Below are 22,162 nucleotides of genomic sequence, written 5' to 3'. Positions count from 1 at the left end.
CACTCACCCCGAGGTGGTTATGAGCGCACTGCGGCAGGTTCGCGGCTGGCTGTCGGCCAAGCGCCGTTTCCAGTTCTGCCTGACCCTGGTGATGGTGACCGGATTGACCGCCGCCTGCGGCGCGCTGCTCATGCTGCCCAATTCGGTGCTCCCCACGCTGCGCGCGGTGGTTCCGGGCGCCGACACCCTGGTGGCGTCGGATCCGCAGGTGCCGGGGGTGAAGCGGATCATGGACTCCTACGGCAGCGTGATCGCCGCACCGGTGACAACCGGGTCCGGCAAGGTCGCGGTGGTGCTCGGTCATCCGGCGCACAGCGGCGATATGGATGTGCTCTCCGGTGAACTCGCCGCGGCGACGGCCGCGGTCAGCTCGCTGTGGGGTTCGGACTGGTCACAGGCCCCGGTTGTCGTAGTCGCTTCCAGCCCAGCCGAATTCGCGGCGCTCACGCATGCCGTCGGCGACGTACCGGCCTCCGTTGCCGCCTCCACGGTGTCCGATGTCTTCCGCCCGGGTACCGCGCCCACCGGTCAGCGCGTGGTTTTCGGCCCGGAGGCCGCCGCCCGGCTCGGGGCCGACGGGCTGCGCTCGGTGCTGCGGCACGAGCTCACGCATGTGGCCACCCGCGCGGTGACGATCGACGGTTCCCCGCTGTGGATGCTCGAGGGATTCGCCGAATACTCCGCGCATCGCGGGATGCACACTCCCGTCGCCGAGATCGCGCCCACGCTGACCGCGCGCGCCCGCTCCGGCAATATCCCCGCCGATCTGCCCTCGGATGCGATCTTCGCACCCACCAGCGCCGATGCGGCCGTGGCCTACGAACAGGCCTGGTCCGCCTGCGCTTTCATTGCCGATCAGTACGGTGAGCCCCAATTGCTCTCGCTCTACCGGCAATTGGCGAGCGGGCCGAAGGATCATGCCGCCGTGGCGGCGATCGTCCAGGGCACGCTGGCCACCGCCTACCCGGATTTCCTCGCACGCTGGCACTCCTGGATCACCACGCGGACCACCGAAGGCGCGTGATTTCTCGCGCGCATGCGTCGGGGGTGCGAGGTTTCGGGCTGGGGGGAGCGCCGCGCGCCGGTGCAGTAGGTTGAGGGCATGGGGCGAACGCTGCTGGTTACCAATGATTTCCCGCCACGACCGGGAGGTATCCAGTCCTACGTGCATGCGCTGGCCATGCAGCTGCCCCCCGATGAACTGGTGGTCTACGCCCCCCGCTGGAAGGGCGACAGTCACTGGAAGTTCGATGCGGATCAGCCTTTTCAGGTGGTGCGCCATCCCACCACGCTGATGCTGCCCACCCCCCTGGTGGCCCGTCGCGCGGCCAAGCTGATGCGTGATGAACAGTGCGATCGGGTGTGGTTCGGGGCGGCGGCGCCGCTGGCGCTCATGTCACCGGTACTGCGCCGGGCCGGCGCCGAGCGGATTGTGGCTTCCACACACGGGCACGAGGTCGGCTGGTCCATGCTGCCCGGCGCGCGGCAGGCGCTGCGGGCCATCGGCGAGAACACCGATGTCATCACCTATGTCAGCAAGTACACCCGCCGCCGGTTCTCCGCGGCGTTCGGCCCGCGGGCCGCACTCGAATATCTGCCGCCCGCCGTCGACTCCGAGGTGTTCAAGCCCGATCCGGCCGCCCGCGCCGAATTGCGCGCCCGCTACGGCCTGGGCGAGCGGCCCACCATTCTGTGCCTGTCGCGGCTGGTTCCGCGCAAGGGGCAGGACGCACTCATCGTGGCCATGAAGAACATTCGCGATCGCATCGACGGTGCGGTGCTGGTCATCGCGGGCGGCGGCCCCTACGAGGAGAAGCTGCACGCCCTCGCCGAAGGCCTGGGCGTCTCCGGCGATGTGGTGTTCACCGGCCGGGTTCCCGCCGCGGAACTGGCCGCGCACCACACCATTGCCGATGTCTTCGCCATGCCGTGCCGCACCCGCGGTCTCGGTCTGGATGTGGAGGGCCTCGGCATCGTGTTCCTGGAGGCCTCCGCCACCGGCGTGCCGGTGGTCGCGGGCAATTCCGGCGGTGCGCCGGAGACGGTGCGCGAGGGCGAGACCGGCCGGGTGGTCGACGGCCGCTCCACCGACTCCATCGCCGACGCCATTGTCGAGATCCTGTCCGATCCCGAAGCCGCCGCCCGCATGGGCGCGGCCGGGCGCGCCTGGGTGCAGCAGCAGTGGCGCTGGGATCGAATGGGCGCCCGCCTACGCGAATTGCTGGATCCACCAGTGCATTCGATGCCCGCCGCCGGCCTGAACTGAGTCGCCCCCGTCGCCCCACCCCGCTGTCCGAGCCCTGGTCGCACCGTTGTCCGAACCCCTGTCGCACCGTTGTCCAACCTCGTCACCCGCGTCGTCCTGGCGCAGCCGGCCCGTCGTCCCGGCGTGCTCGCGTCCGGAGATCTACGGTCGCCGCCCGGATTCCGGCCACGACCATGCCGCACGGGCATGGCGCCGGTACTCCCCGCCGAAAGCGGTCGCGCGCATCCTCTGGGTTAGGCTCAGCGCGTGAGCAGTATCCAGGTTGCCGACCAGACCTTCGTCGCCGCGCCCGGCGTGGCCGTGGGCGAGGTGCTGGCAGATCGTGCCCGCTGGCGCCGCTGGTGGCCGGACCTGCAGTTGCAGGTGCGGGAAGACCGGGGCGACAAGGGGATTCGCTGGACGGTGAGCGGCGCGGCGACCGGCACCATGGAGGTCTGGCTGGAGCCCATGCTGGACGGCGTCATCCTGCACTACTTCATGCATGCCGAGCCGCGCAGCGTCGAAGGCCTGTCGGCGCGTGATCTGCTGGCCGTCAATCGCACCCACCGGGTCGCCGGAAAGAAGATGTCCTTCGAGGTCAAGGCCCGCTTGGAAGCCGGTCGCAAGGCCGGGGTCGCGCCCGCCGCCGCGCACTAGACATCGTTCGCTCCGCAGTAGACCTCTCGCAGTAGACGTATTCAGCCCTTCGAAAGGAAGCGTTGTCACCCATGGCCGATCGAACTCAACGGTCGATCGTGATCGACGCCCCCTCGGATCGCGTAATGGCCGTCATCGCCGATCTGGAGTCGTATCCGGAATGGGTCGCCGCGGCCCGCTCGGTCGAGGTGCTCGACAAATACCCCGACGGCCGGGCCCGCACCGCGCGCTTCGTCCTCGATGCCGGCGTTGTCAAGGACACCTACACGCTGTCCTACACCTGGCGTCCCGACGGCCGCGCGGTCAGCTGGACCCTGGCCAGCGGTGAACTGCAGAAGGCGCAGGACGGCACCTATGAGCTGATCGCGCAGCCCGACGGCACCACCGAGGTGGTGTACGAGCTGACGGTCGATCTGAACATCCCGATGATCGGCATGTTCAAACGCAAGGCGGAGAAGGTCATCACCGATACCGCCTTGAAAGAACTCAAGAAACGGGTCGAAGGCTGACCGCGAGCAGGTCCGAACGACCCACCCGTGTGGAACTGTTCGTCGGCAAGGGTGGGGTAGGCAAGACGACGCTGGCGTGCGCGACCGCGCTGTCCTATGCGCGGTCCGGGCAGCGGGTGCTGCTGGCTTCGCTCGATCAGGCGCATTCCCTCGGTGACGCACTGGGATTCCGATTCCAGCATCAGCCCGGCAGTGTGCCCGGGGTGGCGGCGGTGCAGCCGGGCCTCGATGTGATCGAGGTGGATTCCCTTGCGCTGCTGGAGGATCGCTTCCGCACGGTACTGCTGCTGCTCTCCGGCGCCGGGCACGATCACGGCGTCGATCTGAGCGCGCTCGATCCCGCCGAGCTGACCGGTCTGCCCGGTGTCCAGGAACTGCTGGCCCTGCTGGAGATCACCGAATTCGCCAAGACCGAGCGGTGGGATGTGATCATTCTCGACTGCCCGCCGTCGGCCGATATGCTCCGCATCCTCACTGCCCCAGACACATTGCTCGGTTATCTCGAGCGGGTCTGGCCTGTGCATTCCCGCACCCTGACCGCGGTGGGCGGCGATCTGCGCCGTGCGGTCCTCGCGGTGACCGTCGAGCAGATCGTCGCCTCTGTCACCGCCGCCCGCGACCTCATCGCCGATCGCGCCCGCACCGGTGCGCGCCTGGTCACCGCGGCCGAGCAGGTCGCCGTGGCCGAATCCGCCCGAGTCCGTTCGGCGGCGGCGCTGCTCGGCCTGCGCCTGGACGCGGTACTCGTCAACAAGGTCCTCCCCGAGGTTCCGCCGCCCGATTACGGCGGTCCGATTCATCCCGCCGTGCAGTGGTACTTCAACCGCCGTGGTGAGCAAACAGATGTGGTGGCCGACCTGCGTGAGCGCATGGGCGGGGTCCAGGTGCAGGTCGTGGCGCATGCCGGGGCCGAACCGGTGGGCCTGAGCTCATTGACCGCGCTGTCCTACGCGGTCGATGCGAGTGGTAACTGGGTCGGATCGGGTCCTGTCCCTATGCTTGGCACAGATGTGGATGGTGTGCTGTCTGTCTCAGCCGGGCCCGTGGTGCGGCTCGAGGCGGGCGCGGGCGTGCATTCGGTGTTCGCCATGCGTATGCATCTACCCGTGGTCGATCCGTCGACCCTGCAGCTGGGACGAGTGGAGGACGATTTGATCGTGGGAGCGGACGGGGTCAGGCGCCGATTGCGACTGGCGCCGGTATTGCGGCGGTGCACGGTCGATGCCGCCGAACTCGACGGCGACCAATTGGTGATCCGATTCCGGCCCGACCCGCAGGTCTGGCCGAAATGACCGCCCCGCACGATCATCCGCGCGCCGGCCATCCGGACGATAGTTTCAGCGAATTCGCCGAGGAACTGCGGCTGCTGGCCGAAGCCGTGCTCGAGCGGGTCGAACCGGTCCTGCGGCGGACCGCCGCAGACGGCCGGACCCAGTGGTCCAGCTGCGCCTGGTGCCCGGTATGCGCCGCCGCTGCGGTGGTGCGCGGTGAGCACCACGATGTGGTCGCGGCCATCGCCGATCACGGCACCGCCATTGTGACCGTGCTGCGCGAGGCGCTCGCCGGTGTGCCCGTGGAACCGGTGCTGCCGCCGGATCTGGATCCGGAATCGCCGGAATACCAAGCCTGGCTTCATGATTCGTTCGGCCACGGCGATTACTCCGATGCCCGTGGCAGGCAGGGCGATTCGTCCGGCGGCCCGGATGCGCCCGAGGACTTCTCCCGGAGTGATTCCGGCGATCCCGCGGCGAAGTCCGATGCGCCCGGTCCGGATGCACCGGGCGGACATACTCGCCCGAGCGTCGCGCTCGCCGGGTTGATCGCCCGTTTCGCCGCGGGCGCCGCGGGTGTCGCCGCCGAGCGCCGCGCCCGTACCGCGGGCGAACCGGCCGCTGCGGATACCGGCGAAACCCGGCACAGCGGTGCTGCGGACAGTGCTGCTCCCGGCGCGGAGGCGGGCGCCCAGCGCAGTGCCGATGCGCGTGGTCGGGCCGGTGCCCAGTACGGCGCGGATGTCCGCGCCGGCGCCGGTGTGCAGGGTGCGAGCGGTCGTGGCGCGCCGCCCGCGAGCAGTCGTTCCGGTGGAACTCCCGGCACTGACGACGAATCCGGTGCGCAGGTGCATGGCACCGCATCTGGTCCGGAGGCGGCCGATCCACTCGGCCGCGGTCCGGGCACTGCGCGGCGGCCGGGCGACAAGGCTTCGACGCGGGCCGGTGGCCCACCGGGCGCTGACGGCGGCGATCAGGCCGCCCGCAGCGGACGGGGGGCGACACGAGCCGGGTATGTGCCGATCAATGTGACCATCAAGGCATGAGGGGCGGTGCACAGGTGCCGTTGACTGTCGGAATCGATGTGGGCGGCACCAATATTCGCGCGTCGGTGGTCGACGGTGCGGGCGAGGTCCTCGATACGGTGACCGCGTCCACACCGCAGTCGGCGCGGTCCCTGGAGGACGGCCTGGCGCGGGTGGTGCGCGAATTGTGCGGCAGGCACGCCATCGGCGCGGTGGGTCTGGCCGTGGCCGGATTCGTCGACGAGGATCGCGCGACGGTGCGGTTCGCCCCGCATCTGCCGTGGGAGGACGCGCCGGTGGCGCAGCGGCTCACCGATCGGCTGGGCCTGCCGGTGATTCTCGAGCACGATGCCAATGCCGCGCTGTGGGCCGAGTACCGGTTCGGTGCGGCGGCCGGCGGGCGCAATGTGGTGCTGGTGGCCATCGGCACCGGCATCGGTGCGGCACTGCTGACCGGTGGTCAGCTCTATCGCGGCAGTTACGGCGTCGCACCGGAACTGGGCCATCTGACGGTGGTGCCCAATGGCCGGGCCTGTGCCTGCGGAAAGCGCGGCTGCTGGGAAAGGTACTGCAGCGGAACGGCTCTGGTGGATACCGCGCTGGAGATGCTGGCGACCGATCCGGGGCGCTCCACGGTGCTGGCACGGGAGGCGGGCCGCGATCCGGGTTCGCTCACCGGTCGCCGGGTGGCGGGCGCGGCGCAGGACGGCGATCCCCTCGCGCAGGAGGTGATGGCCGATTTCGCGCGCTGGCTCGGGCTCGGTCTGGCCTTTGTCAGCGATCTGTTCGATCCGGATCTGATCGTGGTGGCCGGTGGCGTGAGCAGTTCGGCGCCGCTGTTCCTCGATGCGGCCCGGGAGCATTACGCGGCCTCCATCACCGGCGCCCGGCATCGGCGGCTGGCGCGGATCCGGACCGCCCAATTGGGTGAGGCGGCGGGCATGATCGGCGCGGCGGAATTGGCGCGGGCCGCGCTCGAAGCGTCGCGAGATGCGGTTCCTGCGACGTAAATCCTGGATGAACCGGACACATCGGGCGGGGTGCGGTTGGTCACTACCAGGTCTCAGCGGTAGGGTGGCTTGGTGAGTGTGGTGCCCGCAACGAGGCCGGTCCCGGGTATCGAAACAGGGGAAAGGACGCAATGTTCTACTGGCTGCTGAAGTTCGTCTTGGTGGGGCCTTTTATCTCTCTCGTCAACCGGCCCAAGGTCGAGGGCGTGGAGAATATCCCACCCGATGGCGCCGCAATTCTGGCCGGTAACCACCTCTCGTTCACCGATTGGCTGTTCACCCCCCTGGCGAGTCCGCGTCGCATTACGTACCTGGCCAAGGCCGAGTACTTCACCACCCCGGGCCTGAAGGGCCGCCTGCAGAAGTTCTTCTTCTCCGGCGCCGGCCAGTACCCCATCGATCGTTCCAGTGCGACCGCCGCCGAGGGCGCGCTCGACTCCGCGCGCAAGCTGCTGAACGAGGGCCGTCTGGTCGGGCTGTACCCGGAGGGCACGCGCTCCCCGGACGGCCGCCTGTACAAGGGCAAGACCGGTGTCGCCCGCCTCGCGCTGGAGACCGGTGTTCCGGTCATCCCGGTCGCGCTGATCGGCACCGACGGGGTCTGCCCGCCCGGACCGTTCCGCTGGCGCCCGCGCAAGGTCACCGTGAAATTCGGTAAGCCCATCGACTTCTCGCGCTACGAGGGCATGGGCGGCAACCGCTTCGTCGAGCGTGCCGTCACCGACGAGATCATGTACGAGCTCATGCGGATGGGCGATCAGGAGTACGTGGACGTCTACGCTTCGAGCCTCAAGAAGCGCGCCCCCGCGGACGCGCGCCCCGAGGCCGATCGCATTCCCCAGACCATGGCGGGCTGAGACACCTCAGCCGGAACACGGGCCCCGAGAGACACTGTCTCTCGGGGCCCGAGTCGTTTCCGCCCGTGATCAGGAGGCTCTGCCCGTGATCAGGAGGCGTGCATGCGCCGATGCGATTCGATGGCCTCGAACTTCGCCAGATTGTGCCGGGCGTCCGCGAGCGCGTCGTGCGCATCCTTGGGAATCGGCGGCAGCGCCGGGCTGCCGTGCTGAACCCAGTGCTGCCGAAGCTCATTGGTGTAGCGGGGCAGGGCATTGGGCAGATCGACCATCGAACCCCACAGCTGGCACAGGGCCACATGGTCGTAGGCGCCGACCCAGGCCCACAGCTCCGGTTCGATGCCGGGGCGGGGGAGGAAGAAGCGGTAGAGGTCCTCGCGGATCTTCTCGCGGCTGCGCCACAGCGGGGAGGCGGGCGGCGGCAGCTTCGGCAGCACATTGCGGCGCACGAACGGGCCGGCCTTGCCGGCATCGAATTCCGTTGAGACCGCGTAGTATTCGCGGCCGTCCTCGCACACCACCGCGATGGAGACGAGATCGATGGTCGAACCGTCCTCGATGAATTCCGAATCGTAAAAATATCTCAACGAGATCGGTCTCTCCTCGGTGCGCCGCCACGGGCCTGTGCCGTCGACGTCGGTGGTCGGGGGACGATCCGGGTGGATCCTCCGGGCGTCCAGCCTATGTTCCGCGTGTCCGGCCGCGGCCGGAGGGCCGGGGTGAGATCGGGTTCACGCGGTGTCGGCGATTCCATCCCTGGGTGTAGTCCACACGGTTTGTACCGGTCCGTATTCTGAACGAGTGAACTGGACCGTCGACGTACCGATCGATCGCTTGCCGGAACTTCCGCCGTTGCCCGCAGAGCTGCGTCGACGCCTCGACGACGCACTGTCCCGCACCGCCCTGCAGCAGCCCTCGTGGGACCCCGAGCAGGCCGCCAAGATGCGCACCGTGCTCGAGAGCGTGCCGCCCATCTGCGTGCCCGCCGAGGTCGAGGAGCTGAAGCTACGCCTGGCCGAGGTGGCCCGCGGTGAGGCCTTCCTCATGCAGGGCGGCGACTGCGCGGAGACCTTCGCCGACAACACCGAGCCGCATATTCGCGGCAATATCCGCACCCTGCTGCAGATGGCCGTGGTGCTCACCTACGGGGCGAGCCTGCCGGTGGTGAAGGTGGCGCGCATCGCGGGCCAGTACGCCAAGCCGCGTTCCTCCGACACCGATGCGCTGGGCCTCGTCTCCTACCGCGGTGACATGGTGAACTCGCTGGTCGCGGATCCGGCCGTGCGGGAACACGATCCGTCCCGCCTGGTGCGGGCGTACGCCAATGCGTCGGCGGCCATGAACCTGGTGCGCGCGCTCACCTCGGCGGGCACCGCCGATCTGCACAATCTGCACGAGTGGAATCGGGAGTTCGTCGCACAGTCCCCGGCCGGGGCCCGCTACAACACCGTGGCCACCGAGATCGACCGCGCGCTGTCGTTCATGAAGGCCTGCCGCGTCAACGACCCGAACCTGTCGACCGCCCGGCTCTACGCCTCGCACGAGGCGCTGGTGCTCGATTACGAGCGCGCCATGCTGCGCCTGAGCGAGCACCCCACCACGGGGGAACCGCTGCTCTACGACCTGTCCGCGCACTTCCTGTGGATCGGTGAGCGCACCCGTCAGCTCGACGGCGCGCATATCGCCTTCGCCGAACTGCTGGCCAATCCCATCGGATTGAAGATCGGCCCGACCACCAGCCCCGAGCTGGCGGTGGAGTACGTGGAGCGCCTGGATCCGAACAATGAGCCGGGCCGCCTGACCCTGGTCGCGCGCATGGGCAATAACAAGGTGCGCGATGTGCTGCCCGCGATCATCGAGAAGGTGCAGGCCACCGGACATCAGGTGATCTGGCAGTGCGATCCCATGCACGGCAATACGCACGAGACCTCGAACGGCTACAAGACCCGGCACTTCGACCGCATCGTCGATGAGGTGCAGGGCTTCTTCGAGGTGCACCACGCGCTCGGCACCCATCCGGGTGGTCTGCACATCGAGCTCACCGGTGAGAACGTCACCGAATGTCTCGGTGGCGCACAGGACATCTCGGATCTGGATCTGGAGAACCGGTACGAGACCGCGTGCGATCCGCGACTGAATACTCAGCAATCGCTCGAGCTGGCGTTCCTCGTCGCCGAGATGCTGCGCTGAACCTACCGGACGCGAGGGGCCCGGACTGCGAAAGCAGTTCCGGGCCCATCTCTTTCGGCGCTATTCGCTTCAAGATTGCTAAGGCAGTGCGACGATCGTAATGGTGGATCCTGATTCCACATTCCCGCCGGGAGCGGTGGATTGGGAGATGACGATCGAACCGTCGTTATTGGCCAGCTGACGCACCGTGACCTGCAAGCCCAGGGCTTGGAGTTTGCTGCGGGCGCTGGCGACGCTGGAGCCGAGCAGATTCGGTACTTCGACCGCATTGTTCACGATCAGGGTGACGGTGCCGGAGTCGACGGTGGAGCCGGCGGCCGGGTCGGTGCCGATCACCTGCCCGGCCTTGACCTTCCCGTTGTACTCGGATCTGGTGTCCTGCACGGTAATTCCGGCCTTCTGCAGTACCGCCTTGGCCTCGTCCTCGGTCTTACCGCTCACGTCGGGGACCTTCGCCGAGACGACGCCCTTGCTGCGGTACACCTTCACGCTGCCCCCGGCGGGCAGGACGGTGCCGGGGGCCGGATCCACTTTGGCGACAGTGCCTTTGGGGGCGGTACTGCCCACGTCCCCGGATTCGACCGGGACCAGCCCGGCGTCTCTGATCGCCTTCTCGACACTGGCGACGTCCTGTCCCGCAGTGATTTCCGGGACTTTCGGTTTACCGCTCGAGACCAGCACCGCGACCGTCGAGCCTTTGACGACCTTCGTTCCGGCGGCCGGATCGGTGCCGACCACATTGCCGACCGGAATGATGTCGGACGCTTTCTGTCTGGTCTCGGTCTTGAATCCGGCATCCTGCAGTGTGGTGACCGCCCGCTGGCTGTCGAGCCCGGCGATCGACGGCACCGCCGAGTATCTGCCCACCCCCAGCCACCAGCCGCCGATGCCGAGCAGGAGCGCGAGGGTGATGACGATGCCGAGCCAGATGAAGACGGTGCGCCGGGATTTGCCGCGGTTCTCGATGAGATCCGACCGCGGAGTGCGTTCTCTGCCCGGCGGTCCCGGGGGTGGGGCGTACTCGGGCGGCAGTTCGCGCGCGGCGGTCATGACCCGGGTGTGCTGCTGATGCTGCTGCCCCATGTGCTGCGTGGGCGGATCGGCGGGAATCCAGGTGGTCGCCTCGGTCGCGGCGTGTGCGGCGGGTGTGTGCCGCGCGGGCGCCTGCCGGGGGGGCGGGGGTGTTGCGGGCGCGACCTTGTAGCGGGCGCTCACATGTTCGGCGGATTCGGTCGGCGCGGGCACGCGGTAGTCCGGCAGCTGCAGTTCCCGTGCGATGCGCCGCAATTCGCCCGCCATCTCGGTGGCGTTCGCGAATCGGTGCGACGGTTCGCGCGCGGTGGCGTGTGCGACCAGTTCATCGAATTCCGGTGGGACGCCGCCGATGAGCCGGCTGGGGCTGGGCACATCCTTCTCGACCCGCTGCAGTGCGATCGAAATGGAGGTGTCGCCGTTGAACGGGGTGCGCCCGGTGAGCATCTCGAAGATGAGGATGCCCGCGGAGTACACATCGCTGCGCGCGTCGGCGCTGCCGCTGGTGACCTGTTCGGGGGACAGATAGGCCGCGGTACCGAGAATCACGCTGGCCGAGGTGATATTCGCCGAGGCCACGGCGCGCACCAGGCCGAAATCGGCGATCTTGACCTCTCCGGAGTCGGAGATGAGCACGTTCTCCGGTTTGATATCGCGGTGCACCAGCCCGGCCGCGTGCGCGACGCCGACGGCGGCCAGCACCGGTTCGGCAACCGCGCGGACCGCGTGCGGGGGCATGGGTCCGCGTTCGCGTAGTAGCTCGCGCAGCGTGCCGCCCTCGACGAGCTCCATGATGAGGAAGGGGTGATCCCCGTCCACACCCTGGTCGTACACGGCGACCAGACCCGGATGCTTGAGCTTGGCGACCGCGCGGGCCTCCAGTTCGAAACGCTGGAGGAACTGCGGATCATGGGCGAACTTGGGGTCCATCACCTTGATGGCGACCGGTCGATCCAGGCGAGTGTCCACTCCCCGGAAGACCATGGACATGCCGCCGCGCGCGATCGGCGCGTCGATGCGGTAGCGCCCTTCCAGCATCTGGCCGATCAACAGCAACCCTTCCGACTTCCGATCCGCCCTGTGCGGCTCACCCGATGGTAGTCGGGTCGGGGTGTGATGCGTCCGTAGCGACCCGACCGACTACCGTTACGGGCGTGAGTGCCATTCCCTACAGCGATGATGTCCTGCCCGATTCGGTGACCCTGCTCGCTCTGCCCGATGTGGCCGAGCTGATGGGGATGGCCGTGACCCGGGTGCACGCACTGCTGCGTGAGCACCAGCTCATCGCGGTCCGCCGCGACGGTGTGATCGGCATACCCGAGGAGTTCTTCGACTCCACCGGCGCGATCGCCAAACATGTCACCCCCCTGATCACGGTCATGCGCGACAGCCGCTACACCAACGAGGAAATCCTCGAGTGGATCTACACCGAGGACGATTCCCTCCCCGGCCGTCCCATCGACGCCCTGCACGGCGACCTCGCCCGCGAAGTAATCCGGCGAGCGGCCGCAGATCCGTTTTGATTCTGAATAACGGCCGTGCCCGGCGCTCAGCACCGGGCACGGTTGAGAGCACTGCCTAGGCGAGGGCGAATTCCCTTGCGGCGACGCGTAGTCGGCGGTGGCGGGGGACTGCGGCGCGGCGGGTGAAGACGGCGTAGTCGGTGCGTTCGATTTCGTCGAGGATGCCGCTGTAGAGGGTGGCGGCGGTGCGGATGGCGGGGCGCACGCGGGGGGTCAGTAGGTCGATGCCGGGGACCGCGGTGCGGTAGATGTCGCGGTTGACGGCGATCAGGTGGGCCAGGGCGCGGCGTACGCGCTGGTCGGTGCGGCCGGTTTTGCGGCAGTGCTGCAGGAGGTCGTCGGTGACGCCGAAGGCGGCGAGTTCGTCGGCGGGCAGGTAGCGGCGGCCGCGGTCGAGGTCTTCGGCGATATCGCGCAGGAAATTGGTGAGCTGGAAGGCTTCTCCGAGTGCCGCGGCGGCGGGTTCGGCCTCGGCGATCGGGACGACGGTGCCCAGCACCGGCAGCAGTTGCAGGCCGATGGCGGCGGCGCTGCCGCGCATGTAGGCGCGCAGGGCGTCCATGGTGGGGTACCGGTCGCGGTACTGCGGGCTGCTGGGGATGTCCATGCGCATGGAGTCCAGGAACACCCAGAAGTGTTCGGCCGCAATGTCATACCGCCGGATGGTGTCGGAGACGGCGAGCAGGACGCGGTCCTCGTCGATCGCAAGGGACTGCGCGGGCGCCTGCGCGAGCCGCCCGCGCAGTTCGTGCTCGATCCGATCCAGGTGCGCCGCCGAATATTCGGCGCGCGTCACCGCGGCGCTGTCGTCGACGATGTCGTCCACCATGCGCGCGAACGCGTACAGCGCGTGCACGGCCGGTCTTCGCTCGGACTCCAGCAGCCGGGTGGCGAGGAAGTACGTGCGCCCGTGCTCGGCGGCAATGCGGCGGCAGTCCCGGTAGGCGAGTGCGAGTTCCACCGAACTCATGCCGGGGTGGGCGGCGCGCCGATACTCGCCGGCTGCGGCACGTGCGCGCTGAGCTTGAGCGGATCGACGGTCCGCAGCGACACCGCCGCGACCACGGCGGCGAAGGTGGCCAGCGCGACATGCCAGAAGTTGTAGAGCCCGATGGACCCGTCCGGCTGGAATACCAGCATGAGCCAGGTGCACAGCCCCACCAGCCACTGCAAGGTGGTGGTGGACAGCGCGAATCCGGCGGCCAGGGCCAGCGGCCACGAGTAGTACCAGGGCAGCGCGGCGGGGGACAGGATCACGATCGCCACGAAGGCGATCAGAATGCCCAGGACCGCTTCGCGTTCGGTGTTCCGGAAGCGCCACCAGGTCCACGCCAGCACCACGACCAGCGCACCGGCGCACATCATGCGGGTCACCGACAGCACCGATTCCATGCGCAGCGGCGTCACCCAGGTGACCATGTGCGCCATGATCGTCGGCAGCGACAGCCAGTTGATGATCTTCTTCGAGCCGGACAGCGCGGTCAGCCAGCCGATGCCCACATTGGCCAGTGCCGACGCCGCCACGAATACGGCGCAGAACACCGCCACGCCGAGCCCGGCGATCTTGGCGAACATGACCGCGGGATGCGGCAGTTCGGCCTCGCCCTGGGCGGCGCGTCGTTCGCGTTCGTGAATCATCCAGATCCACACCAGGAATGGCAGGGCTATGCCCGCTGTCGCTTTCACGCCCACGCCGATGGCGACGACCACGATCCCGCCCACGTGATGGTGTTCGAGCACCAGGGCGATACCGGCGGCCATGAGCCCGACCATGAGCATCTCGTTGTGCACGCCGCCGATGAGATGAATCAGCACCAGCGGATTGAGCACCGCCAGCCACAGCGCGGTGGTGGGCTTACCGCCCAGATGTTTGGTGAGATGCGGTACCGACCACATCATCAGCGCCAGCCCCGGCAGCATGACCAGTCGCAGCGCGATGGTCCCGGCCACCACATTGTCTCCGGTGATGGAGGTGATGCCGCGCGCCAGCAGCAGGAAGATCGGCCCGTACGGCGCGGTGGTGGTGGTCCACACCGGGCTCACATTGTCCAGCAGCACACCGGGATTCACCACCGGCCCGACCTGGTACGGGTTGAATCCGTCGCGCAGCAGCGCGCCCTGCGCCAGATACGAATAGGCGTCGCGGGAGAACATCGGCACCGCGAACAGCAGCGGGAAGATCCAGATGCCGACAATGGCGCGCAGTTCGTTCAGCGTCACCGAGGCATGGGGGACGGTGCCGATGGTGGCCCGTCCCAGCCGAACCCACGCGGTGATCATGGCCAGCACGCCGATCCACACGAACACCGTCGAGAGCGCGTAGCCGTGGCCGAAGCGCAGCCAGGACAGATGCGCGGTCTCCAGCAGCGGATCGTTGCGGCGCACACTGCCCGCGCCGAAACCGCCGAAGGTGATCATGAGCGCACCGAAGAAGCCGAGCAGTGCGGCCTTGCCCTCGGGGCTGCGCGCGAAATCGCCGGCATTGCGCATGTGGCGGTGTGCCACTGCGTCGGCGGAAACGATGGGGAGCGGGTCGAGAGTCGTGGTGACGTCCATATCGGGGGTTGGCATCGGTGGTCGTTCCCCCCGGAAAGGTCGGCGGCGCCCGCCGCATTGGAGTCAGGACGCCGGTCAGTCTAGTGCTTGTGTGGCACTGCTACCGCCCCGGCGGGTGGGCTTCCGGCCCGGGCATGTCGCAGATCACCTGTGATGCGTGTCGCGGCCAGTTTCCCGGACAGCAGCACCGTGGGTACGCCTACGCCAGGCACGGTACCGGAACCCGCGAGAACCACATTATCCCGGTCGCGCACCAGGTTCCGGGTGCGGAAGGGACCGGTCTGCCGGAACAGGTGCGCGGCCGAGAACGGGGTGCCCGCGAGCATGCCCCGGCTCTCCCATGTTCGCGGCGTGTCCAGGTGGTCGATGCGGAAGTGCTCCGAAATGCCGTGGTAGCCGCGATCTTCCAGGACCTGCAGGAGTTCGCGCAGGTAGAACGGGCCGAGCCGGTCCCAATCGAGCGGTGCGGCATCGAGGTTGGGGCAGGGGGCCAGCAGCGACAGCGGTTCGTGGCGGACGGTGCCGGTGAGGTGCCCGGCGGCGTCGATGTGCTGCTGTGCGCGGTCGATGTAGAGGCCCGGGTCGGTGAGCGCGGGGCGGGTGAGCAGCAGTGACGGATCGCTCATCAGCGTGCCGCTGCCGTGTCTGCTCCCACCCCGCCACCCCGGCCGCGCCGCGATCTCGGTGAAGGTGCGGTCCCACTCCTCGCCGAACTCGATGGTGTGGTGCGCCTGCACCGGCCAGGTCGCGGCGATCTCGGCCGGAACCGTGCCGTGTGCGACCACGGCGGAGGGGGAGGCGCGCAGGCCGCGGCGGCGGCGCAGGCCGAAGCGCTGCAGGCTGCCGATATCGGCGGTGACCACCACGGCATCGCAGGGCAGGGTACGGCCGTCGGCGGTGCGCACACCGGTGGCGCGGCGGCCGCGGTAGTCGATTCCGGTGACCTCGGTACGCAATTCGAGGGTGCCGCCCGCCGCGGTGAAGGCGCGCGCGAGGGCGTCGGCGATGGCGCGCATGCCGCCGACCGGGTAGTACACGCCCAGGCAGGTGTCCATATACGGAATCGCGCCGTACACGGCCAGCGCCTGATCCGGGGCCGTGCCCGCGAAGAGCGCCTGGAAGCTGAACAGCCGTGCCAGTCGCTCATCGCCCATGAGCGTGCGCACCCGAGGCCCGAGCCGCCCGAAACCGCCCAGCCGCACCAGTTTCACGAGCGCGGTGCGCTTCTGCGGATACCGCACCATATCGAGCGGTGAATCGAAGTTGGTGTCCATGAACTGCCCGAACTCGGAGTCGTAGACGCCCTGCAACCACCCGCGCAGTCGCCGATACCGTTGTCCCGCAGCCGCATCCCGCACCCGGGTGACCTCGGCGGTCATCTCGTCCGGATCCGAGTACACCCCGACGACGGACCCGTCGGCGAACCGCGCCCGATAGGCCGGAGCCATCGCGAGAATCTCCAGCCCCACCGATGCGCGCGTATGCCCGACCGCGCCCAATGCCTCGTCGATCAACTCCGGCATGGTCAGAATCGTTGCCCCGGAATCGATCTCGTAATCGTCCCCGCGGTACAACCCGACCCGCCCACCCGGATGATCGGCCCGCTCCAGCACCGTCACCCGCCGCCCGGCCCCCACCAGATGCAGCGCCGCCGCCAGCCCGGACAGCCCCGCGCCCACAACCACAACCTGATCGGTCTGCCCCGCAACCGTTTTCATGCCACAACAACTTCCTGGTCGGTACAGCGCCCCGTTGTCTTCTCGTCGTGACCGCTCCTCGTCGTCCCGGCATGCTTTTGGCCGGGAAGAACAGTGCGTCTGGGCGAAAAACGCGGCGAGATGGCGAATGGCACTGGTCGCGGCGAGATGTCGAGCGGCACTGTCGATCCCGTGCTCAGATCGCATCCCGCCATGTGGTCAGTAAGACCGTGCGGTGGCTGCGAGTGCCATGGCGCGCAGTTGGCGCTTGGCGTCCGCGGTGGCCGTGCTGGCGTCCAGCGCCGCGAGGGCCTGATCGGTGAGGCCGGCGATACGCTGTTCGACCGCGTCCACCGCACCGAGATCGGTGAGGATGCGGCGCAATTCGGTGACCTCGTCCGGCGTGACGTCCGTGCCGAGGCTGCTGCGGATCAGTGCCGCGGCGGCCGGATCGGTCTGGTCGGCGCGGTGCAGTGCCTCGGCGATGAGGACGGTGCGCTTACCCTCGCGCAGGTCGTCGCCGGAGGGTTTGCCGGTGACCGCCGGGTCGCCGAACACGCCCAGCAGATCGTCGCGCAGCTGGAAGGCGATGCCGATATCGGTGCCGAATTCGCGGTAGGCGGCAATCAGTTCCGGATCGGCGTCGGCGAGCGCCGCGCCCAGGTGCAGCGGGCGCTCGATGGTGTACGCCGCGGTTTTGAAGCGATTGATCCGCAGCGCCGCCTCGACGGATTCGTCACCGCCGGCCTCGCCGTGGATATCGAGCATCTGCCCGCCGAGCACCTCGGTGCGCATGGCCGCCCACACCGGTCCGAACCGGTGCAGCGCCGCCGGGTCGAGTCCCGCATCGCGGGTCATATCATCGGCCCAGGCCAGCGCGAGATCGCCGATGAGGGTGGCAATGCTCGCCCCGTAGTGCGCGGAATCGCCCGCCCACTGTCCATCACGGTGCCGGGTCTCGTAATCCACATGCACCGTGGGGAATCCGCGCCGCGTCCGCGAGGAGTCGATGATGTCGTCATGGATGAGCGCCGCCGCCTGCACCAATTCCAGTGCCGCACAGGCGGTCAGCACCGCATCGGCCTCCGGATCGTCGGCACTGTGCCCCGCGCCGAGCCAGCCGGTCCAGGCGAAGGCGGGCCGGGTGCGCTTACCGCCCCGCAGCACAAAATCCTCGAGCGCCCGCGCGGCGTCGATGACCACCGGCCCCAGCGGCGCGATGTACTCGCGGCGCGTGACGAAGAAGTGAGCGAGTCGCTCCTCGACAGCGGCGACGATTGATCCCGCGCCGACCGGGTGGCGCGTCGGGGTACCGGGTCCGGCGGACAGGGGATCCTCCTGAGGTGTGTGCCGCACTCTCGGGCGCGACGCGTTCGCGGGAACAGCCGGCGCCGCGAAACCACGATCAAACGCGGGGCCAGGGGTTCGGCAACGACTCTAGCCTGTGCCGCCTCTCCGGAACTGTGGCGGGCGGCAGGCTGCCTGACCGGCCGTGCGCTGTGCCGCCTCTCTGGAATCCGGCGGGCAAGCGGGGTGCCCGACGGGCCGTGCACCCGTGGCGAGATCGGGCGGGGGACGGGTTCGGCGCTGCCAGACGAGTTATCCCGAAGGTCGCGAAATCAGTTATTGCGTCGGGAGACTCGAGTGGGCCGTAGCGCTGCGGCCATTCGGGTTTTCGCTTGTCGTATTTTCCGTGGCAGAGCGGGGAATAGGACGCCCGGCGCGGCGGGGTGGGTCGGGTCCGGGGAGGTGGTGGGGGTTGTGCCCTTAAACTGGGGGCGTGAGTTTCGACAATGTACGGGGATATTCGACCCCTGGCCGAGTTTCCCGCACACCGCATGTGTCCGGAACTCGCTCCATAGTTCAGCAGCTCGGGCCGCGTCCGGACGGGTCGGTGCCGTTCTCGGTGGAGTTCAATCCGCCGCGGGATGCGATGGCCGAGGCGCGGCTGTGGCGGGCGGCCCGGGAGTTCGAGCGGCTGCATCCGGCGTTCGTCTCCATGACCTACGGTGCGGGCGGGTCCACCCGCGATCGCACGGTGCGGGTGACCGGTCAGCTGGCGCAGGAGACGACGCTGCTGACGGTGGCGCATCTGACCGCCGTGGATCACAGCATTGCCGAATTGCGTTCGATCGTGGGCGCCTACGCGGATGCGGGTATTCGCAATCTGCTGGTGCTGCGCGGTGATCCGCCGGGCGATCCGCTCGGTGACTGGATCCAGCATCCCGAGGGCGTCGAGTACGCCGAGGAGCTGGTGCGCATGGTGCGCGATCTCGGCGACTTCCACGTGGGTGTGGCCTCGTTCCCGCAGGGCCATCCGCGCTCCACCGATCTGGATCAGGACACCGCGCATCTGGTGGCGAAACTGCGTGCGGGCGCGGAGTATTCGATCACCCAGATGTTCTTCGATCCGGAGCACTACCTCCGGCTGCGCGATCGCGTGGCCCGGATCGATCCGGTCGCCGGCGCCAAGCCGATCATTCCGGAGCTCATGCCCATCACCTCACTGCGCACGGTGGAGCGCGCCGTCGAACTCTCGGGCCGCGAACTGCCCGAATCGGTGCTGCGGCGGCTGCACCTGGCCGCCGGTGACGGTCCGGAGGAGAACCGCGCCGCCGTGCGCGCCGCCGGTATCGAGATCGCCACCGAGATGGCCCAGCGCCTCATCGACGAGGGCGCGCCCTGCCTGCACTTCATCACCCTGAACTTCGCCAAGACCACCAGCGAAGTGCTGGCGAACCTCGGCTACACCGTCTCCGCGGCTCCGGCACACGCCTGATCCACGGTCGGCCGGGCCCGCGAGCCAGGTCCGGCTTGCCGGGTTAAATGTCCGGAATGTGCTGGTCAGCGGAGTAATGTGCGACCTCGACCGCGATGTTGAGGAGACGCTCATGCCCGTGTTGCACAACCTCGTACGCATGGCAGGCGCAGTCGGCGCCTGCGCGGTGCTGGCCGCGGCAGGCCCGGCCCACGCCGCCCCCGACCTCCCCGGCAATCCTCCGGCAGCCGCGACCGCCGACGGGAACGCACCGGCGAACGCCATGAATGTCGCGCTGGCCAAGGGCGCCGCGGCCGCCATGGCCAACGGCCTCGACCCGCACGCCACGGCCGCGGTCGTCTCCGCCCTCGCCCGCGCCGGACAGGCTGCCGCACCCTCGGACTGGTTCGCCGCCTACAGCCAAACCCTGGACGGGCTACAGCAATTGGGCGTCGAGCCCTTCATGTACCCGACCGCGGCGCCGTTCTGCGTGGGCGGCACCACCCTTGGACTCGCCCCCGCCATTGCCGGCGCCATCCCCGGTCCCTGGCCGAAGCTCGCGTTCTCCATTCCGGGACTGGATCTTTCGGCCGTCAAGGCGGGCCAGACCATGTTCGCCTTCGTCCCCTACGGCCTGAACCAGGACGGCACGGACACCTCGGGCATGCAGGTGGCCTGGCTCAATCTCACCACCGGCCACGGCGGTTTCACGCCCATGGGCTCGCTGTCGGATGTGCTCAATGCCATGATCCCGCCGCAGGTTCCGGGCGAGCTGCGGCCCATGGTGGCGCAGGCGGTGCACGACTTCTTCGCGGGCTCGCTCCCGACGGGGGGCGTGCGCGCGGTCCCGGTGAACACCGGCTCCGGCACCGTGCTGGCCGCCGTGTTCGGTGTGGTGAACAATGGCAGCCGGTCCTGCTTCTTCTTCCCGACCGTGGGTGTCACACCCGTTCCCTGATCAGCGAATGCCGGTGAGGGCCCGGTCTTTCCAGGACAGGGCGCCGCTGTGATGGGCGAGATGTGACTTCGCCGACAGTCGCAGATAGGCGGCTATGGCGGCCGGATGTGCCAGGGCCGCAAGGGCATCCGCACGTGTGAGACCGCCGCCGCTCTCCGTCGAACGGGCCAGCAGGCGGCCGGTGACGGCGGCGGTGTAGCCCAGCAGCCCCAGTCGGCGCGTCCGTCCCCGTCCCGCCAGCGCCGCGAGGGGCGGCACCCAGTAGCCCAGTGCCAGGAAGCCCGCGACGGCGAGGCTGCCCGCGGGCCCGCCGTAGGCGGTCCAGAGCCACCGGCTGTAGCCCTGTTCGAGTTCCCTTGCGTCCCGGTACATCCGGGTCTCGGCGAGCCGCCCACCGGCGACCAGCACGGTGCGCCGCCCAGACCGTCGCAGGGCCCGAGTGATGGCCAGATCCTCGGTGATCCGGTCCGCGACCACCGCATGCCCGCCGAGCGCGCGATAGTCGGCGGCGTCGAAGACCAGGAACTGCCCACACGCCACCGCCGTCGACGGCCGCAGACTCCGATTGCCGAGGACCAGCGGCAGGGTGCTGGCCCAGGACCAGCACAGCAGCGGCTGCACCAGGCGCTCGGCCGTGGTCTCCGCGCGCTGTCGCGGCCATGCGCACAGCGAACTCGCCTGTGCCCGCCGCAATTCGACGACCGCCGCGCCCAGCGCCCCCGGGGTCAACCGCACATCCGCGTCGAGGAAAACCAGCGCACCGGGCGCGCCCTCGACGGTCGCGAGCTCGGCCAGGCGCGCACAGGCGGCATTCTTCCCGGTCCAGCCGGGAGCGGGCGCTATGTCATTGCGCTGCACCGTGAATCGCTCGTCCGTACCTACGGCCTTGAGCGCTGCACCATAGGTGTCATCGGTGGAATCGTCGTCGAGGATGAGCACCCTCAGGTGTGGAATGCCCTGCTGCGCACGAAGATCCGCAATCAATCCGGGCAGTCGATCGGCCTCGTCGCGGGCGGGGACGCAGACGGTGACCGCCTCGGTCACCGTCGTACCCCCACCGTGCAACTGCCGCAGTGTGATTCGATTGAGCAGCGCGGTCACCGCACCCAGTCCGGCGATCGCGGTTCCGGCTCGGACCGCGAACTCCCCGGAGTGGGGGATCACACGCGGGTATTGCGGCTGTTGCGAATCCAGCGTGCCGCGCGCACATACGCCGGCGGATCGGGATTGCGGGTCATGTACGCGAGCACGGCCACCACGGCCGCCACCGCGAGGGTGAGACCGCCGACGATCCCGGCCCAGCCCGCGAAGGAGCGCGTATTCGGGTCCGCGTAGCCGACTTCGGCGTGCAGCGAGGTGACATCACCGGCGGGCAGCTTCCAGCTCACCTCGGAGTCGCTCTCGCGCGTGCCGTTGGTGGTGGCGATGCGCGCGGGGAAGGCGACGGTCAACTGCACATCGGAGCCCTGCGGCGGCAGACTCTTCAGATCCACCCGCCCGGTGAGGGTGACAAGATCGCCGACCCGGTTGAACTGCAGATTGAACATGCCCTGGGTCTGGTCGGAGAGCCCGCCGAGCTGCTGCACCTCACCGAAGGTGAGATCGTCGAAATAGACCTGGCTGCCGACATATCCGTCCTGCGAGTACGGGTCCACCCGCACCTTGGAGGCGAGCGCGTCGGGGGCCTTGAGCTGCGGGCCCTTGTCCTTGTCGTTCTGCGGGACGGCGGCGGCCACAATGCGGCCGGACACCCGGTCGTTGGAGGAGACGCCCATCGACACCTGCACGCGCAGGCATCCGGTCAGCATGACGGCCAGGGCCGCGAAGATCAGGACTGCCGATACGCGCACCCACCGACGCGATCGCCGGACCGG

At 68.8% G+C, this 22,162-nt stretch carries 20 protein-coding genes; 12 read left to right on the top strand and 8 right to left on the bottom strand.

Annotated features, from left to right (window positions below; translation table 11 throughout):
* The first annotated feature begins 19 nt into the window (after positions 1-19).
* From OG326_RS32790 to OG326_RS32755, 8 genes are all read left to right on the top strand, one after another.
* On the top strand, positions 20-1,024 hold the full coding sequence (locus OG326_RS32790; RefSeq protein ID WP_327140993.1) for a hypothetical protein: 1,005 nt from the start codon (positions 20-22) through the stop codon (positions 1,022-1,024).
* Positions 1,025-1,102: 78 nt separating this feature from the next.
* Positions 1,103-2,266 (top strand): glycosyltransferase family 4 protein, encoded by a 1,164-nt coding sequence (locus OG326_RS32785; protein WP_327140992.1) that lies wholly within the window; start codon positions 1,103-1,105, stop codon positions 2,264-2,266.
* Positions 2,267-2,512: 246 nt separating this feature from the next.
* Positions 2,513-2,902 carry a polyketide cyclase / dehydrase and lipid transport gene (locus OG326_RS32780; RefSeq protein WP_327140991.1) on the top strand — a complete coding sequence of 130 codons (390 nt, stop codon included), beginning with the start codon at positions 2,513-2,515 and terminating at the stop codon, positions 2,900-2,902.
* 71 nt (positions 2,903-2,973) lie between these two features.
* Entirely contained in the window at positions 2,974-3,411 is a 438-nt protein-coding gene (locus tag OG326_RS32775) for an SRPBCC family protein (RefSeq protein ID WP_327140990.1), read from the top strand.
* Positions 3,412-3,440: 29 nt separating this feature from the next.
* Positions 3,441-4,703, top strand: coding sequence for an ArsA family ATPase (locus tag OG326_RS32770; RefSeq protein ID WP_327140989.1), 1,263 nt, complete (start codon positions 3,441-3,443; stop codon positions 4,701-4,703).
* A complete protein-coding gene (locus OG326_RS32765; RefSeq protein WP_327140987.1) occupies positions 4,700-5,728 on the top strand; it encodes a hypothetical protein in 1,029 nt (342 codons plus the stop codon). Before OG326_RS32770 ends, OG326_RS32765 begins: the two co-directional genes overlap by 4 nt.
* The gene (locus OG326_RS32760) at positions 5,725-6,717 is read left to right on the top strand and encodes an ROK family protein (RefSeq protein ID WP_297609056.1); all 993 of its coding nucleotides are present in this window, start codon (positions 5,725-5,727) and stop codon (positions 6,715-6,717) included. The genes OG326_RS32765 and OG326_RS32760 overlap by 4 nt, the downstream gene beginning before the upstream one ends.
* A 131-nt stretch (positions 6,718-6,848) precedes the next feature.
* A complete protein-coding gene (locus OG326_RS32755; protein WP_327140986.1) occupies positions 6,849-7,574 on the top strand; it encodes a lysophospholipid acyltransferase family protein in 726 nt (241 codons plus the stop codon).
* 89 nt (positions 7,575-7,663) lie between these two features.
* Here OG326_RS32755 and OG326_RS32750 read toward each other — a convergent pair whose 3' ends face one another.
* Positions 7,664-8,161: a polyadenylate-specific 3'-exoribonuclease AS gene (locus OG326_RS32750; protein WP_327140985.1), complete on the bottom strand. Its 498-nt coding sequence runs from the start codon at positions 8,159-8,161 to the stop codon at positions 7,664-7,666.
* A gap of 214 nt (positions 8,162-8,375) precedes the next feature.
* Between OG326_RS32750 and OG326_RS32745 the strand changes: the two genes are divergently transcribed.
* On the top strand, positions 8,376-9,764 hold the full coding sequence (locus OG326_RS32745; protein ID WP_327140984.1) for a class II 3-deoxy-7-phosphoheptulonate synthase: 1,389 nt from the start codon (positions 8,376-8,378) through the stop codon (positions 9,762-9,764).
* 78 nt (positions 9,765-9,842) lie between these two features.
* Here the strand turns inward: OG326_RS32745 and pknB are convergent, their stop codons facing one another.
* Positions 9,843-11,846: a Stk1 family PASTA domain-containing Ser/Thr kinase gene (gene pknB, locus OG326_RS32740; RefSeq protein WP_327140983.1), complete on the bottom strand. Its 2,004-nt coding sequence runs from the start codon at positions 11,844-11,846 to the stop codon at positions 9,843-9,845.
* 104 nt (positions 11,847-11,950) lie between these two features.
* Here pknB and OG326_RS32735 point away from each other — a divergent pair, with 104 nt between their 5' ends.
* On the top strand, positions 11,951-12,319 hold the full coding sequence (locus tag OG326_RS32735) for an Rv2175c family DNA-binding protein (RefSeq protein WP_327140982.1): 369 nt from the start codon (positions 11,951-11,953) through the stop codon (positions 12,317-12,319).
* Between the two features lie 55 nt (positions 12,320-12,374).
* Here the strand turns inward: OG326_RS32735 and OG326_RS32730 are convergent, their stop codons facing one another.
* The 4 genes from OG326_RS32730 to OG326_RS32715 all read right to left on the bottom strand — a co-directional run bounded on the left by OG326_RS32730 (position 12,375) and on the right by OG326_RS32715 (position 17,928).
* Entirely contained in the window at positions 12,375-13,289 is a 915-nt protein-coding gene (locus OG326_RS32730; RefSeq protein ID WP_327140979.1) for a phytoene/squalene synthase family protein, read from the bottom strand.
* Positions 13,286-14,809, bottom strand: coding sequence for an alpha-(1->6)-mannopyranosyltransferase A (locus OG326_RS32725; RefSeq protein WP_327146653.1), 1,524 nt, complete (start codon positions 14,807-14,809; stop codon positions 13,286-13,288). The genes OG326_RS32730 and OG326_RS32725 overlap by 4 nt, the downstream gene beginning before the upstream one ends.
* A 146-nt stretch (positions 14,810-14,955) precedes the next feature.
* Positions 14,956-16,593: a phytoene desaturase family protein gene (crtI, locus tag OG326_RS32720; protein WP_327140978.1), complete on the bottom strand. Its 1,638-nt coding sequence runs from the start codon at positions 16,591-16,593 to the stop codon at positions 14,956-14,958.
* A gap of 198 nt (positions 16,594-16,791) precedes the next feature.
* A complete protein-coding gene (locus OG326_RS32715) occupies positions 16,792-17,928 on the bottom strand; it encodes a polyprenyl synthetase family protein (RefSeq protein ID WP_442790857.1) in 1,137 nt (378 codons plus the stop codon).
* Positions 17,929-18,352: 424 nt separating this feature from the next.
* On the opposite strand from OG326_RS32715, the gene OG326_RS32710 reads away from it, so the two are divergent.
* Complete coding sequence (locus tag OG326_RS32710) at positions 18,353-19,351, top strand: methylenetetrahydrofolate reductase (protein WP_327140977.1); 999 nt, start codon at positions 18,353-18,355, stop codon at positions 19,349-19,351.
* 112 nt (positions 19,352-19,463) lie between these two features.
* Complete coding sequence (locus tag OG326_RS32705) at positions 19,464-20,288, top strand: hypothetical protein (protein WP_327140976.1); 825 nt, start codon at positions 19,464-19,466, stop codon at positions 20,286-20,288.
* Here OG326_RS32705 and OG326_RS32700 read toward each other — a convergent pair whose 3' ends face one another.
* Together OG326_RS32700 and OG326_RS32695 are read right to left on the bottom strand one after the other, a co-directional pair.
* Complete coding sequence (locus OG326_RS32700) at positions 20,289-21,449, bottom strand: glycosyltransferase (RefSeq protein WP_442791073.1); 1,161 nt, start codon at positions 21,447-21,449, stop codon at positions 20,289-20,291.
* Positions 21,449-22,096: an LppM family (lipo)protein gene (locus OG326_RS32695; RefSeq protein WP_327146651.1), complete on the bottom strand. Its 648-nt coding sequence runs from the start codon at positions 22,094-22,096 to the stop codon at positions 21,449-21,451. The genes OG326_RS32700 and OG326_RS32695 overlap by 1 nt, the downstream gene beginning before the upstream one ends.
* Positions 22,097-22,162 lie beyond the last annotated feature (66 nt).

Source organism: Nocardia sp. NBC_01327 (assembly GCF_035958815.1).
Taxonomy (GTDB): domain Bacteria; phylum Actinomycetota; class Actinomycetes; order Mycobacteriales; family Mycobacteriaceae; genus Nocardia.
The sequence above is the reverse complement of the archived record's forward strand: the minus strand, read 5'-3'. Positions and strand labels throughout refer to the sequence as shown.